Source organism: Pseudomonas sp. P7779 (assembly GCF_013386315.1).
In the GTDB taxonomy this organism is placed as follows: domain Bacteria; phylum Pseudomonadota; class Gammaproteobacteria; order Pseudomonadales; family Pseudomonadaceae; genus Aquipseudomonas.
On sequence record NZ_JACARZ010000020.1, the window covers coordinates 13,311 to 28,401 of the forward strand.

The 15,091-nt window shown below is 57.0% G+C and carries 12 protein-coding genes; 7 read left to right on the plus strand and 5 right to left on the minus strand.

What is annotated here, in order from left to right; genetic code table 11:
* Positions 1-304 precede the first annotated feature (304 nt).
* From HX869_RS07415 to HX869_RS07425, 3 genes are all read left to right on the plus strand, one after another.
* On the plus strand, positions 305-811 hold the full coding sequence (locus tag HX869_RS07415; protein ID WP_008439546.1) for a sigma-70 family RNA polymerase sigma factor: 507 nt from the start codon (positions 305-307) through the stop codon (positions 809-811).
* Positions 811-1,755: a FecR domain-containing protein gene (locus HX869_RS07420; RefSeq protein ID WP_087694576.1), complete on the plus strand. Its 945-nt coding sequence runs from the start codon at positions 811-813 to the stop codon at positions 1,753-1,755. The genes HX869_RS07415 and HX869_RS07420 overlap by 1 nt, the downstream gene beginning before the upstream one ends.
* Positions 1,756-1,848: 93 nt before the next feature.
* Positions 1,849-4,290 (plus strand): TonB-dependent siderophore receptor, encoded by a 2,442-nt coding sequence (locus HX869_RS07425; RefSeq protein WP_178902934.1) that lies wholly within the window; start codon positions 1,849-1,851, stop codon positions 4,288-4,290.
* Between the two features lie 22 nt (positions 4,291-4,312).
* Here the strand turns inward: HX869_RS07425 and mnmE are convergent, their stop codons facing one another.
* From mnmE to rpmH, 5 genes are all read right to left on the minus strand, one after another.
* Positions 4,313-5,683: a tRNA uridine-5-carboxymethylaminomethyl(34) synthesis GTPase MnmE gene (gene mnmE, locus HX869_RS07430; protein WP_178902935.1), complete on the minus strand. Its 1,371-nt coding sequence runs from the start codon at positions 5,681-5,683 to the stop codon at positions 4,313-4,315.
* An 80-nt stretch (positions 5,684-5,763) separates the two neighbouring features.
* Complete coding sequence (yidC, locus tag HX869_RS07435; RefSeq protein WP_003213572.1) at positions 5,764-7,446, minus strand: membrane protein insertase YidC; 1,683 nt, start codon at positions 7,444-7,446, stop codon at positions 5,764-5,766.
* A 2-nt stretch (positions 7,447-7,448) separates the two neighbouring features.
* A complete protein-coding gene (gene yidD / locus HX869_RS07440; protein ID WP_003213574.1) occupies positions 7,449-7,694 on the minus strand; it encodes a membrane protein insertion efficiency factor YidD in 246 nt (81 codons plus the stop codon).
* A complete protein-coding gene (gene rnpA / locus HX869_RS07445; RefSeq protein ID WP_010168490.1) occupies positions 7,687-8,091 on the minus strand; it encodes a ribonuclease P protein component in 405 nt (134 codons plus the stop codon). Before rnpA ends, yidD begins: the two co-directional genes overlap by 8 nt.
* 16 nt (positions 8,092-8,107) lie before the next feature.
* A complete protein-coding gene (gene rpmH / locus HX869_RS07450) occupies positions 8,108-8,242 on the minus strand; it encodes a 50S ribosomal protein L34 (RefSeq protein ID WP_003213577.1) in 135 nt (44 codons plus the stop codon).
* Positions 8,243-8,827: 585 nt separating this feature from the next.
* On the opposite strand from rpmH, the gene dnaA reads away from it, so the two are divergent.
* The 4 genes from dnaA to gyrB are packed head-to-tail and all read left to right on the plus strand — an operon-like array spanning position 8,828 to position 15,043.
* On the plus strand, positions 8,828-10,348 hold the full coding sequence (dnaA, locus tag HX869_RS07455; RefSeq protein ID WP_032868695.1) for a chromosomal replication initiator protein DnaA: 1,521 nt from the start codon (positions 8,828-8,830) through the stop codon (positions 10,346-10,348).
* 39 nt (positions 10,349-10,387) lie between these two features.
* Positions 10,388-11,491 carry a DNA polymerase III subunit beta gene (gene dnaN, locus HX869_RS07460; protein ID WP_003213582.1) on the plus strand — a complete coding sequence of 368 codons (1,104 nt, stop codon included), beginning with the start codon at positions 10,388-10,390 and terminating at the stop codon, positions 11,489-11,491.
* Positions 11,492-11,511: 20 nt separating this feature from the next.
* On the plus strand, positions 11,512-12,615 hold the full coding sequence (gene recF / locus HX869_RS07465; RefSeq protein WP_003213585.1) for a DNA replication/repair protein RecF: 1,104 nt from the start codon (positions 11,512-11,514) through the stop codon (positions 12,613-12,615).
* A gap of 4 nt (positions 12,616-12,619) precedes the next feature.
* Complete coding sequence (gene gyrB / locus HX869_RS07470) at positions 12,620-15,043, plus strand: DNA topoisomerase (ATP-hydrolyzing) subunit B (RefSeq protein WP_003213587.1); 2,424 nt, start codon at positions 12,620-12,622, stop codon at positions 15,041-15,043.
* Positions 15,044-15,091: the final 48 nt, after the last annotated feature.

Below are 15,091 nucleotides of genomic sequence, written 5' to 3' on the forward strand. Positions count from 1 at the left end.
AATGAGGCCCTTGGATAAGTGCTTTAAGCCTGTGGATTAAACGGGTGGTTATCCACAGAGGGGTTTTTACTCAGGTTTCAAGCCTGGTTATCAACTGGGCACAGGGGCGGTTATTCACAGGGCTTAATCCACAGAAAATACGGATCCCGATAAGTTTCAGGCAGGCAGATGCCTCCGAAAATCCTCGGTCAGGCAGGAAACAGTTCATTTGCATTTGTGAAACGGGTTGATGGAACGCCTATTGTGAGAAAGCGTCACGGCAGTTAATAATAGTTATTATCATTAACCTGCCTCGTCACCTCTCATGGCCCTTCCCTCTCATACCGTTGCAGTCCAACACATCTATGAGCAGCACCATTCGTGGTTGCACAGCTGGCTCAAGGGAAAGTTGCATAACGCCTGCGATGCAGCTGACGTGGCACACGATACGTTCGTGCGGATCCTGGGCGGCCGCAATGCGACGCAGATCCTCGAGCCCAGGGACTACCTGGCCACAGTTGCCCGGGGACTGGTGATTGACCGCTATCGCCGCCGCGCCATTGAGCAGGCCTATCTGCAAACCCTGGCAGACCGGCCCGAAGCGATCGCAATCAGTGAAGAAGACAAGGCCATCATCATTGAAACCCTCGTTGCTGTGGATAAAGCCTTGTGTGGGCTGGGGGAACGGGCCAGGCGAATTTTCATGCTGTCCCAGGTCGAAGGCCTGACTTATCAACAGATCGCCGATCAGTTGCGTGTCTCGCTGACCACCGTCAAGAAACATATGGTTCGGGCCCTGACTGAATGCGCCTTGATCATGGCGGGCATGTAATGGCGGCCCCGGATCGCAAGACGTTCGAAGCCGCCGCCAGTTGGTACGTGCAATTTCAATCGCAGCCACCGACACCCGCGCAACAAAGTGCCTGGCAGCAATGGCTCAACGGCGATCCCTCCCATCAGGCGGCCTGGAACCAGATGGAGCAGTTGCAACGTGGCCTCGGTGCGCTACCCAAGGACTTCACCCGTCGTGCGCTCTCGGCCAGTCAACAACGGCGGCAAGTGCTCAAGCTGATGCTGATGCTCGGTGCCGCCGGGTACTTGGGGTGGAACGTTCAACAACACACATCCCTGGGCAACCTCTGGGCTGACTATCGGACCAAGGTCGGCGAACGACGGCGAATCGGGTTGGCCGACGGCACTCAAATTGACCTCAATACGAACACGGCTATCGACGTACTTTTCGATGGGCAGCAGCGACTGGTCCGTTTGCGTGAGGGGGAAGTACTTATCCACACCGGAAAGTCGGGCCGGCAAACACCGTTTTATGTCGAAACCCATGAGGGTCGTGTTCAAGCCTTGGGTACGCGGTTCACTGTTCGCCAACTGCAAGGGTCGACGCGGGTTGGTGTGCTGGAAGACCGGGTCAGCGTGCAACCCGTCGACCAGCCGGCCCATAGCCGAGTGCTCGGACCTGGTGAAAGTGTCGACTTCGGCACGCAAGACGTAGGCCCCAGCCATATCTATCGCGGGAACCAAGCCGCATGGGTCGACGGCCAACTGATCGTTCTGGATGCGCGACTGGGGGATGTCATCGACGAACTGGCGCGCTATCGGCCGGGCGTTATGCAGTGCGATGCCGCATCAGCGCGGCTGCGGGTGTCCGGCACTTTCCGTCTGGATTCCACCGACGCCGTATTGGCCAACCTGCAGGTCACGCTGCCGATCCACGTGAAGTATTTCACGCGCTATTGGGTCTCCGTCACGCTTACAGCTTGATACTGAAAAAATACTCTCAGCGGGGGTTATCTTTTTTTTACCTGGCGCGGCCCTACAGGTAATCACGATGCTACCTTCAGGGCTTACTCACACATGCGCCTTCCTACAAAACTTCGCCAGCGTCTCTCCCATCACGGCATCACGTATGGCTTGCTGCTGGCCACGGCAGCGACTGCCAGCACCTTGCTATGCACTCGGGCCATTGCTGCCAGCCCAGTGCAACATTACGTGATCGCCTCCGGGCCACTCGACAATGCCTTGAGCCAATTCGCGTCGAAGGCCAATGTGATTCTGTCATTCTCGCCGCAGCAGACGGCGCGCCTGCAAAGTCCTGGGCTGGAGGGTGACTACTCGGTGGAGCAAGGGTTTGCGTTATTGCTGCAAAACTCGGGATTGCAGGCGGCGGTTCAAGGCCCCGGCAGCTACGCGCTGCAGCCGGCTGCGAGCGGGGAACAGCTCATGCTGGCCCCCACTACTGTCAGCACTTATCAACAGACTGGGTTCAATCAGGAAATTGCCGGGGACGTAGGTTACAAGGCGCAAAACAGCCGAATCGGTACCAAGACCAGCACACCATTGTCGGAAACCCCGCGCTCGGTGTCGGTGGTGACCGGTCAGCGCATCAAGGATCAAAAATCCCAGACGCTCACAGAAGTGCTGGGCTATGTGCCGGGAATCTTTGCCCCTCCCTTCGCTGCGGGCGACGGGCTGGCCGGTGACTTGTTCTTCATTCGCGGTTTCAACGCTACGGATTATGGCTACGGCCTGCTGCGCGATGGCTTGCGAGTCCAAGGCAACCGGTATGACACCACCAGCGAACCTTATGGCCTGGAACGGGTGGAGATATTCCGTGGCCCTTCTTCCCTGCTCTACGGCGAAAACGCACCCGGTGGCCTGGTCAACCTGGTGAGTAAACACCCGACAGCTACACCACAAGGCGAAGTTCAGCTGACCTACGGTTCTAATAACCGGCGCCAGGTGGGTGTGGATATCTCCGGTCCCTTGGACGACAGCGGCAATATCCTTGGACGGGTGGTGATGCTCGGCAGGAAGTCCGACACCCAGACCGATCACGTTCCCGATGACCGCCTGTATATCGCACCGTCCCTGACCCTCAATTTCGACGACTACAACACCCTGACGCTGCTGGCCAACTACCAGAAAGACCACACCAATCTTGAACTTGGCCTACCTGCAGCAGGCACGTTACTGACCAACCCCAACGGAAAGCTCTCCAAGCACACCATGCTCGGTGACCCGGATTGGAACACCTTCGAACGGGAAACCTGGAGCACCGGCTACGAGTTCAGCCACAGCTTCAATGATGACTGGCAGTTTCGGCAGAACTCGCGCTACATGCAGTCGCGAATCACCCGCCATGAAACCTGGCCAGGCAACCTGAATAATGCGGGGTTCGGCACACAGCTGAACATGAATGCCTACGACCGCTACAACAAATCGATGGTCTACTCGCTGGATAACCACTTGGAAGGCAAATTCCAGGTAGGCGGGCTGGAAAATACCGTGCTGTTCGGTGCCAGCTATGACCGTACCTCGTTCAGCCAGGATTGGAATGCCGGATTTGCAGGCACGATCAATGTGTATAACCCGGTGTACCTAAGGGACCCATTGACGCCTCTCGCAGTGCAAAACACGTTGCTCGAACAGCAGATGAAAGGTGTTTATGCACAGCTTCAGAGCAAGTATGACCACTGGTTATTCTTGCTCGGCGGGCGGCAGGACTGGGTCGACAGTGATTTTCGCGACAAGGTGGCCAAGGCCGGCAGCATCAGCTCTGAAGACCGCAAGTTCACCTATCAGGGCGGGATCATGTACCAGTTCGACAATGGCCTGACGCCATATGTCAGCTACTCGACCGCGTTCGTTCCGGTACAGCAGATCTCCAATGCCGGCACACCGCTGGACCCGATCACCAGCAGTCAATATGAAGTAGGCCTCAAGTACGAGCCGATCGGCTGGGACACGGCGATGACGTTGTCGGTCTATGACTTGCGCAAGCAGGACGACACGTACCTCGACACCACGACCAATACCTACCGCCAGGTCGGCGAAAGCCGGGCCAAGGGTGTGGAAGTGGAGGTCAACAGCAACCTCACACCTAATTTGAACGTGACTGCGGCCTACACCTACACCGATGCTCGGATTACCAAGGATTCGGCAACGTCGCTCGTGGAAGGTCACCAGATGACCGGTGTTCCGCGTAATCAGGCTTCGGTCTGGGGCAAATACCGCTTTCTTGATGGCCAGCTCAAGGGCTTGTCCGTCGGTGGCGGCGTGCGCTACTTCGACAGCACTTTCGCTTACACCGCGCCTTCTCTTTACGGGAAGCTGGATGCTGGAAGCGTGACGTTGGCGGATGCCGCCATTGGTTACCAGATTGACCAGCACTGGTCGGTAGACGTGAATGCGAAGAACCTGTTCGACAAGGAGTATGTGTCCGGCTGCAACGATGCGGGCCGCTGCTACTGGGGTGAAAGCCGGACGCTACTCGGAACTGTTTCCTACAACTGGTAACCAGCCAGCTGTGGATAACCGCCTATTTCCCGATACAGAAGCTTGAAAAGATCCGCCCCAACAAATCATCGGAGCTGAATGCGCCGGTGATCTCACCCAACAGCTGCTGCGCCTGGCGTAAATCCTCAGCCAGCAGCTCACCGGCTCCTGCCAGCGTCAGTTGCGCACGGCCATGCTCGAGGGCGGCGCTGGCATGCCGCAGTGCCTCCAGGTGCCTGCGACGAGCGCTGAAGCTGCTTTCCGAAGTCTGCTCGTAGCCCATGCACGCTTTCAGATGATCGCGCAGCAGTTCCAGCCCTTCTCCTGCAGCCTTGGCACTCAAGCTGATTGTCACGTGGCCATCTTCACTGACTTCCAGGGCAATTGCCTCGCCCGTCAGGTCAGCCTTGTTGCGAATCAGCGTGACCTTGGCCGGGTCCGGCCGTTGTTCGAGGAATTCCGGCCACAGTGCGAACGGGTCTGCAGCCTCTGGCGCGGTGGCATCCACCACCAGCAACACGCGGTCAGCTTCCGTGATGGCCTTCAACGCGCGTTCCACCCCGATCTTTTCCACCTGGTCATCGGTGTCACGCAGTCCAGCGGTGTCCACCACATGCAGGGGCATGCCATCGATGTGGATATGTTCGCGCAGGATATCCCGCGTGGTGCCGGCGATCTCGGTGACGATCGCGGCCTCTCGCCCGGCCAGGGCATTGAGCAGGCTCGACTTGCCGGCGTTGGGACGGCCGGCAATCACCACGGTCATACCGTCACGCAGCAAGGCACCTTGCCCGGCTTCGCACAGCACTGTGGATAACTCGTCGCGAACCTTATCCAGCATCGCCAGGACATGCCCATCGGCAAGGAAGTCGATTTCTTCCTCCGGGAAATCAATCGCGGCCTCCACGTAGATGCGCAAGCTGATCAATTGCTCGGTGAGGTTATGCACACGCAGGGAAAACGCGCCCTGCAACGAGCGCAACGCATTGCGCGCAGCTTGTGCAGAGCTGGCTTCGATCAGGTCGGCAATCGCCTCGGCCTGGGCCAGGTCGAGTTTGTCGTTGAGGAACGCGCGTTCGCTGAATTCACCCGGACGTGCCAGGCGGCAACCCAACTGCAGGCAACGCTGCAGCAGCATGTCCAGAACGATCGGGCCGCCGTGGCCTTGCAGCTCGAGGACGTCTTCGCCGGTAAAGGAGTTCGGCCCCGGGAAATAAAGGGCGATACCTTCATCCAGCACTTCTTCATCAGCACCTAAAAACGGCCCGTAATGCGCATACCTCGGCTTCAGTTCCCGCCCGCTGATGGCCTGGGCCGCCACGCTGGCGAGCGGCCCGGAAATACGAACGATACCGACACCACCACGACCTTGAGCGGTGGCGACAGCGGCGATGGTTTCACGAGGAGCGCTCATGGCGGGTACCCGGATAAAAGTGACAGAAAGCAAAACGCCCCACTAGGGGGCGTCTTGAGTGGTGTTATCCACAGAGTAAATTACGCCTCGGCTTTTTTGGTAGCCGCTTCGATTTTACGTGTGATGTACCACTGTTGGGAGATCGACAGGCAGTTGTTGACCACCCAGTACAGCACCAGACCAGCCGGGAACCACAGGAAGAAGAAGGTGAAGATGATTGGCATCATTTTCATTACCTTGGCCTGCATCGGGTCCGGCGGAGTCGGGTTCAGGCGCTGCTGGATGAACATGGTCGCGCCCATGATGATCGGCAGGATAAAGAACGGGTCTTTGATCGACAGGTCAGTTATCCACAGCATGAACGGAGCCTGGCGCATTTCCACGCTTTCCAGGAGCACCCAGTACAGCGACAGGAACACCGGCATCTGCACCAGAATCGGCAAGCATCCACCCAGCGGGTTGATCTTCTCTTTCTTGTACAGCTCCATCATGGCCTGGGACATTTTCTGCCGGTCATCGCCATGTTGTTCTTTCAGCGCAGCCAGTTTCGGGGCCACGGCACGCATACGCGCCATCGACTTGTAGCTGGCGGCCGACAGTGGGAAGAAGATCCCCTTGATCAGCATGGTCAGCAGGATAATCGAGAAGCCCCAGTTACCCACAATGCTGTGGATATGTTGCAGCAGCCAGAAAATCGGCTGGGCAATGAACCACAGAATGCCGTAATCCACAGTCAGTTCCAGACCTGGGGATAACTCTTTGAGGACTGCCTGGCTCTTCGGACCGGCGTACAACGTGGCGCTGGCTTCAGCCTTGGCACCCGGCGCGACGGTCAACGTCGGGCCAGTAAAGCCAATGATGTAGTTGCCTTGGCTGTCTTTGCGGGTTTGAACCAGGTTGGCATCACCTTTGTTCGGGATCCATGCGGTCACGAAGTAGTGTTGCAACCAGGCAACCCAGCCACCTTGAACGGTTTCTTTCAGCGCGCCCTTGTCGATATCTTTCATCGACACTTTTTTGTACGGCTCGCTACTTGTCCACAGGGCTGCGCCCAGGTAAGTCGCGGTGCCGGTGGCGGTGCTGGAAGAAGGATCGGCGCTGTTGTCACGCTTGAGCTGGGCAAACAGGTTGCCCGTCCACGGCTTCGCGCTTTCGTTGTCGATCAGGTAAGTGACTTTCAGATCGTACAAACCGCGGGTGAAGCTGAAACGCTTGATGTAGTTGACGCCGTCGTGACTGAATTTCAGGTCGACGTTCAACTGGTTCTGGCCATCGGCCAGTTGATAAGTCTTCTGTTCGGTCGAATAAACCGGACGACCGGTAGCACGAGCATCCGGACCGTCAGTACCGGTCAGGCCACTTTGCGCCAGATATACACGTTCGCCACCGTTATCGAACAGCTGGAACGGAACATCCGGATGGTCTTGGCGACGTGGATACAGCGGCAGCTTGAGCTGGGCGATATCACCACCCTGTGGGTCGATTGCCAGGTCCAGTACATCCGTTTTTACATGGATGAGGTCTTTATTGGTGACGACCGGGGTTTCTACCGGGGTACTGGTATCGGCATTCGCGCTGGGTACATCGGCACTGGCGGCAGCATTGTTACCCAGTGGCGTATCCGGAATAGCCGGCGCCGACTGATTGGTAGCAACATTCTGAGTCGGCAGGGCAGCTTGGCCATAATCCTGGTTCCACTTAAGAACCATAGAGTAGGACACGATTGCCAGGGCGACGATCAGGATCGTGCGTTTAATATCCATGATTACTCGGCCATCGAAGAAGAACGGGAGGTAGGGATAGGCGGAACCGGGTCATAACCACCGGGATTCCACGGATGACAGCGACCTAAACGACGAAAGGTCAGCCAGCCACCGCGCAGAAGGCCATGATTTTCTATGGCTTCCAACGCGTAGCAGGAACAACTGGGGTAGAAACGACAGTGGTTTGCCATCAGGGGACTAATGGCATAGCGGTAAAACTGGATCGGAACGAGGGCCAGTTTACGCATCAGTACTGTCTACCCCTACAGTTTCGGTGCTGACAGCTGGTGCTGGCTTGTTGGTACGAGCCAAACGTTTCCAGAGCTTGCCGAAATGCTGAATCAATTCGGGGTTTTCTACGTCCCCCAAGCCTTTGCGCGCGACGATAACAATATCCCAACCAACCAGAGTTTCCTGGTGGAGGCGAAACGATTCGCGCATCAGACGCTTGAGGCGATTGCGCTCAACGGAGAGCTTTACGCTCTTCTTGCCGATCACCAACCCGAGACGGGGGTGATCCAGATCGTTGTTACGCGCAAGGAGCAGGAGATTTTTCCCCGGAACCTTGCCGGTGGGGGAGTCAAAGACTGCCTTGAAATGCCGGGGGGTTAGCAGACGCTTTTCCCGACTGAAGTCCTGACTCACCACCAGTACCGGATTATCAAACTGCCAGACGCGCACGACCTTTGGCGCGGCGACGCGACAGGACAGCACGGCCGTTCTTGGTGGCCATGCGAGCACGGAAGCCGTGAGTACGGGCGCGTTTGATGGTGCTTGGTTGGAAAGTACGTTTCATGGCGTGTTACCTGGTTCGTCCACAACGGGCCGGAATGGCCCCCGTTTTAAGAGACCGGCGATTCTAGAGAAAGCAAGCCTCTAGGTCAATTTCCAACCAGCTTTTCCTTTAATTAGATATCTGGAGGCCTGCGGACCGAATCCGGGCGATTCGCCTTTCACGAGCAATGCCATATATATAAAAATAAAGAAGGAAGTTATTTAAAGCTTTTCTGTAAAGCTTATAAAAGCTAGGCACCCCATCTTCTGTGGATAACTGCCTTTAGGCCATATTCTACGGGCTGTACAGAGAATGACAACACGGGGGAGAAACGGTGCTCTGCCTGTGCTGCGCTATCGGATAAGCTGTGTGTGGAATGGCTAGTTATCCACAGGCCAGTTACCCACAGACTTTCGACCCCACTTGTACAACGAGCTTAGGGGCGCTTATCCACAGAGCTTATGCACAGACCATTTGTCGCCTTTTTTACGGTTAAGGCATTGATTCTTGGCGCCCTGTGAGCAACCTACATGTGGATAAGTGGGCGGCTGGCCGCTACAATGGCGGCTGTTTTTGCCTCACCGGCTTTCAACTTAGGGGATATCCGTGTCAGTGGAACTTTGGCAGCAGTGCGTGGAGCTTTTGCGCGATGAGCTGCCTGCCCAGCAATTCAACACCTGGATCCGTCCGCTACAGGTCGAAGCCGAAGGCGACGAGTTGCGTGTCTACGCACCCAATCGTTTTGTTCTCGACTGGGTCAACGAGAAATACCTGAGCCGCGTTCTCGAATTGCTCGATGAACATGGCAACGGGCTTGCTCCGGTGCTCTCCTTATTAATAGGCAGCAAACGTAGCTCGGCACCTCGTGCTGCGCCGAATGCACCGTTGGCAGCCAGTGCCTCCCAGGCTCAGGCCGCTGCGGCACCTGTTAATAACTCGCCAGCCCCGGTCGCCCAGACGCCTTCGAAATCCTCGTCGCAGAAAAACGCGCCTATAAATGAAGAGCCGTCCCGCGACAGCTTTGACCCAATGGCCGGCGCCAGTTCACAACAGGCCCCGGTTCGTGCCGAACAGCGCACCGTCCAGGTAGAGGGTGCGCTCAAGCACACCAGCTATCTGAACCGCACGTTCACCTTTGAGAACTTTGTCGAAGGTAAATCCAACCAGCTGGCCCGCGCGGCTGCCTGGCAGGTCGCCGACAATCCCAAGCACGGTTACAACCCGCTCTTCCTTTATGGTGGCGTTGGCTTGGGTAAAACTCACTTGATGCACGCCGTGGGTAACCACCTATTAAAGAAGAACCCGAATGCCAAGGTCGTGTACCTGCACTCGGAGCGCTTCGTGGCCGATATGGTCAAGGCGTTGCAGCTAAACGCCATCAACGAGTTCAAGCGGTTCTACCGTTCCGTTGATGCCTTGCTGATCGATGACATTCAATTCTTCGCCCGCAAGGAACGTTCCCAGGAAGAGTTTTTCCACACGTTCAACGCGTTGCTCGAAGGTGGCCAGCAGGTCATCCTGACCAGTGACCGTTATCCGAAGGAAATCGAAGGCCTGGAAGAGCGCCTGAAGTCGCGCTTCGGCTGGGGCCTGACCGTAGCGGTAGAACCGCCGGAGCTTGAAACCCGCGTCGCGATCCTGATGAAAAAGGCCGACCAGGCCAAAGTCGACCTGCCGCACGACGCCGCGTTCTTTATCGCCCAGCGCATTCGCTCCAACGTGCGTGAACTGGAAGGCGCACTCAAGCGGGTCATCGCTCACTCGCACTTCATGGGTCGTGACATCACCATCGAGCTGATTCGCGAATCCCTGAAAGACCTGCTGGCGTTGCAAGACAAGCTGGTGAGTGTGGATAACATCCAGCGCACCGTGGCCGAGTATTACAAGATCAAGATTTCCGACCTGCTGTCCAAGCGCCGTTCGCGCTCGGTGGCACGTCCCCGCCAGGTAGCGATGGCGCTCTCCAAAGAGCTGACCAACCACAGCCTGCCGGAAATTGGTGATGTGTTTGGCGGTCGCGACCACACCACGGTCTTGCACGCGTGCCGCAAGATCAACGAACTTAAGGAATCCGACGCGGATATTCGCGAGGACTACAAGAACCTGCTGCGTACACTGACTACTTGATGAACACCAGCGCAGCTTATTAAGGCAAGGGACTAGACCATGCATTTCACCATTCAACGCGAAGCCCTGTTGAAACCCCTGCAACTGGTCGCAGGCGTCGTCGAGCGCCGACAGACCTTGCCGGTGCTTTCCAACGTATTGCTGGTTGTCGAAGGCCAGCAATTGTCCTTGACCGGTACCGACCTGGAAGTCGAACTGGTTGGTCGTGTCCAGCTCGAAGAGCCCGCCGAACCCGGCGAGATCACCGTGCCGGCGCGCAAGCTGATGGACATCTGCAAAAGCCTGCCCAACGACGCGCTGATCGACATCAAGGTTGATGAGCAAAAGCTGGTGGTCAAGGCCGGTCGCAGCCGTTTCACCCTGTCGACCTTGCCGGCCAACGACTTCCCGACCGTGGAAGAAGGTCCAGGCTCGCTGACCTGCAGCCTGGAACAAAGCCGACTGCGCCGCTTGATCGAGCGCACCAGCTTCGCCATGGCCCAGCAGGACGTGCGTTATTACCTTAACGGCATGCTGCTGGAAGTCTCCGAAGGCATCATCCGCGCCGTAGCCACCGACGGTCACCGTCTGGCCATGTGCTCGATGAAGGCCGATATCGGTCAGCCGGATCGCCACCAGGTGATCGTGCCGCGTAAAGGTATTCTGGAACTCGCGCGCCTGCTGACTGAGCCGGATGGCAATGTCAGTATCGTGCTGGGCCAGCACCACATCCGCGCGACCACTGGCGAGTTCACCTTCACTTCCAAGCTGGTTGACGGCAAGTTCCCGGATTACGAGCGCGTTCTGCCTAAAGGCGGCGACAAGCTGGTGATCGGTGATCGTCAGGCCCTGCGTGAAGCGTTCAGCCGTACCGCTATTCTTTCCAACGAGAAATACCGTGGTATCCGCCTGCAATTGGCCAACGGCCAACTGAAAATCCAGGCGAATAACCCTGAGCAGGAAGAAGCGGAAGAAGAAGTGGGCGTCGACTACAACGGCGGCAACCTGGAAATCGGCTTCAACGTCAGCTACCTGCTGGACGTGCTGGGCGTGATGACCACTGAACAGGTTCGCCTGATTCTGTCTGACTCCAACAGCAGCGCCCTGGTACAAGAATCCGACAACGATGACTCGGCTTACGTTGTCATGCCGATGCGCCTGTAATCATGTTCAGCAGAAGCTAGATGTCCCTCAGTCGCGTCTCGGTCACCGCGGTGCGCAATTTGCACCCGGTGACCTTCTCCCCCTCCCCCCGCATCAATATCCTCCACGGCGCCAACGGCAGTGGCAAAACCAGCGTGCTGGAAGCCATTCACCTGCTGGGGCTCGCTCGTTCCTTTCGCAGTGCCCGCTTGTTACCGGTGATTCAGTACGAACAACTGGCGTGCACAGTATTTGGCCAAGTCGAATTGGCCGAAGGCGGTCATAGCAGCCTGGGGATTTCTCGTGATCGTCAGGGGGAGTTTCAAATCCGCATCGATGGGCAGAATGCTCGCAGTGCTGCGCAGCTGGCAGAAATCCTGCCACTGCAACTGATCAACCCGGACAGCTTCCGCTTGCTGGAAGGCGCGCCAAAAATCCGCAGGCAATTCCTCGATTGGGGAGTGTTCCACGTGGAACCGCGTTTCATGGCCACTTGGCAGCGCCTGCAGAAGGCCCTGCGGCAGCGGAACTCATGGCTGCGGCATGGTACACTTGACGCCGCTTCGCAAGCTGCTTGGGACCGGGAACTGTGCCTGGCCAGCGCTGAAATAGATGAATACCGCCGCGCCTATATCAAAGCCTTGAAACCAGTCTTTGAGCAGACCTTGAGCGAGTTACTTGAACTCGAGGGGCTGACGTTGAGCTACTACCGTGGTTGGGACAAAGACCGGGAACTGAGTGCAGTGCTCGCGACGTCCTTGCAACGGGATCAGCAAATTGGTCACACCCAGGCCGGACCACAACGGGCTGATTTGCGCCTTAGATTGGGCGCACATAATGCTGCGGATATCTTGTCCCGCGGTCAGCAGAAGTTGGTGGTCTGCGCTTTGCGTATCGCCCAGGGGCATCTGGTTAGCCAGGCCCGGCGCGGGCAATGTATTTATCTGGTGGATGACTTGCCGTCCGAACTGGACGAGCAGCACCGCCGCGCGTTATGCCGCTTGTTGGAAGACTTACGCTGCCAGGTGTTTATCACCTGTGTAGACCACGAATTATTGAGGGAAGGCTGGCAGACGGAAACGCCAGTCGCTTTGTTCCACGTGGAACAAGGCCGTATCACCCAGACCCACGACCATCGGGAGTGAAGGCATGAGCGAAGAAAATACGAATACGTACGACTCGACCAGCATTAAAGTGCTTAAAGGTTTGGATGCCGTACGCAAACGTCCCGGTATGTACATCGGTGATACCGATGATGGCAGCGGTCTGCACCACATGGTGTTCGAGGTGGTCGATAACTCGATCGACGAAGCTTTGGCCGGTCACTGCGACGACATCAGCATCATCATCCACCCGGACGAATCCATCACCGTACGCGACAACGGTCGCGGCATTCCGGTAGATGTGCATAAAGAAGAAGGCGTTTCGGCGGCAGAGGTCATCATGACCGTGCTCCACGCCGGCGGTAAGTTCGACGATAACTCCTATAAAGTATCTGGCGGTTTGCACGGTGTAGGTGTTTCGGTAGTAAACGCCCTTTCTGAAGAGCTGATCCTGACTGTACGTCGTAGCGGCAAGATCTGGGAACAGACTTACGTTCATGGTGTTCCACAGGAACCGATGAAAATCGTCGGTGACAGCGAAAGCACTGGTACGCAGATTCACTTCAAGCCTTCGGCTGAAACCTTCAAGAACATCCACTTCAGCTGGGACATTCTGGCCAAGCGGATTCGTGAACTGTCTTTCCTGAACTCCGGTGTGGGTATCGTCCTCAAGGACGAACGCAGCGGCAAGGAAGAGCTGTTCAAGTACGAAGGCGGCCTGCGTGCGTTCGTTGAATACCTGAACACCAACAAGACCGCGGTCAATCAGGTGTTCCACTTCAACATCCAGCGTGAAGACGGCATCGGCGTAGAAATCGCCCTGCAGTGGAACGACAGCTTCAACGAGAACCTGTTGTGCTTCACCAACAACATTCCTCAGCGCGATGGCGGTACTCACCTGGTGGGTTTCCGTTCTGCACTGACGCGTAACCTGAACACCTACATCGAAGCGGAAGGCTTGGCGAAGAAACACAAAGTCGCCACCACCGGTGACGATGCCCGCGAAGGCCTGACCGCCATTATCTCGGTCAAGGTTCCGGATCCGAAGTTCAGCTCCCAGACCAAAGACAAGCTGGTGTCCTCCGAAGTGAAGACAGCGGTCGAACAGGAAATGGGCAAGTACTTCTCCGACTTCCTGCTGGAAAACCCGAACGAAGCCAAGCTGGTTGTCGGCAAGATGATCGACGCAGCACGGGCTCGTGAAGCGGCGCGTAAAGCCCGTGAGATGACGCGTCGTAAAGGTGCGCTGGATATCGCCGGCCTGCCGGGCAAACTGGCTGACTGCCAGGAGAAAGACCCTGCCCTCTCCGAACTGTACCTGGTGGAAGGTGACTCTGCTGGCGGTTCCGCCAAGCAGGGTCGCAACCGTCGCACCCAGGCCATCCTGCCGTTGAAGGGTAAGATCCTCAACGTCGAGAAGGCGCGTTTCGACAAGATGATTTCCTCGCAGGAAGTCGGCACCTTGATCACCGCCCTGGGCTGTGGCATCGGCCGCGATGAGTACAACATCGACAAGCTGCGCTATCACAACATCATCATCATGACCGATGCTGACGTTGACGGTTCGCACATCCGCACCCTGCTGCTGACGTTCTTCTTCCGTCAGTTGCCGGAGTTGATCGAGCGTGGCTACATCTACATCGCCCAGCCACCGTTGTACAAAGTGAAAAAAGGCAAGCAAGAGCAATACATCAAAGACGACGACGCCATGGAAGAGTACATGACGCAGTCGGCCCTGGAAGATGCGAGCCTGCACTTGAACGACGAAGCCCCGGGCATCTCCGGTGAAGCGTTGGAGCGCCTGGTAAACGACTTCCGCATGGTGATGAAGACCCTCAAGCGTTTGTCGCGCCTGTACCCCCAGGAGCTGACCGAGCACTTCATCTACCTGCCATCCGTCAGCCTGGAGCAGTTGGGTGATCATGCCCACATGCAGGCTTGGTTGGCCCAGTACGAAGTCCGCCTGCGTACCGTTGAAAAATCCGGCCTGGTCTACAAAGCCAGCCTGCGTGAAGACCGTGAACGTAACGTCTGGCTGCCAGAGGTCGAACTGATCTCCCACGGCCTGTCGAACTACGTCACCTTCAACCGCGACTTCTTCGGCAGCAACGACTACAAGACGGTTGTTACCCTCGGCGCGCAACTGAGCACCCTGCTGGACGACGGTGCTTACATTCAGCGTGGCGAGCGCAAGAAAGCGGTCAAAGAGTTCAAGGAAGCCCTGGACTGGTTGATGGCGGAAAGCACCAAGCGCCATACCATTCAGCGATACAAAGGTCTGGGCGAAATGAACCCGGATCAGCTGTGGGAAACCACCATGGACCCAGCTCAGCGTCGCATGCTGCGCGTGACCATCGAAGACGCCATTGGCGCGGACCAGATCTTCAACACCCTGATGGGTGATGCGGTCGAGCCTCGTCGTGACTTCATCGAGAGCAATGCCCTGGCGGTTTCCAACCTGGACTTCTGATCAGGTTGTAGCAAAAAAAAAGGCCAACGCTTAGCGTTGGCCTTTTTT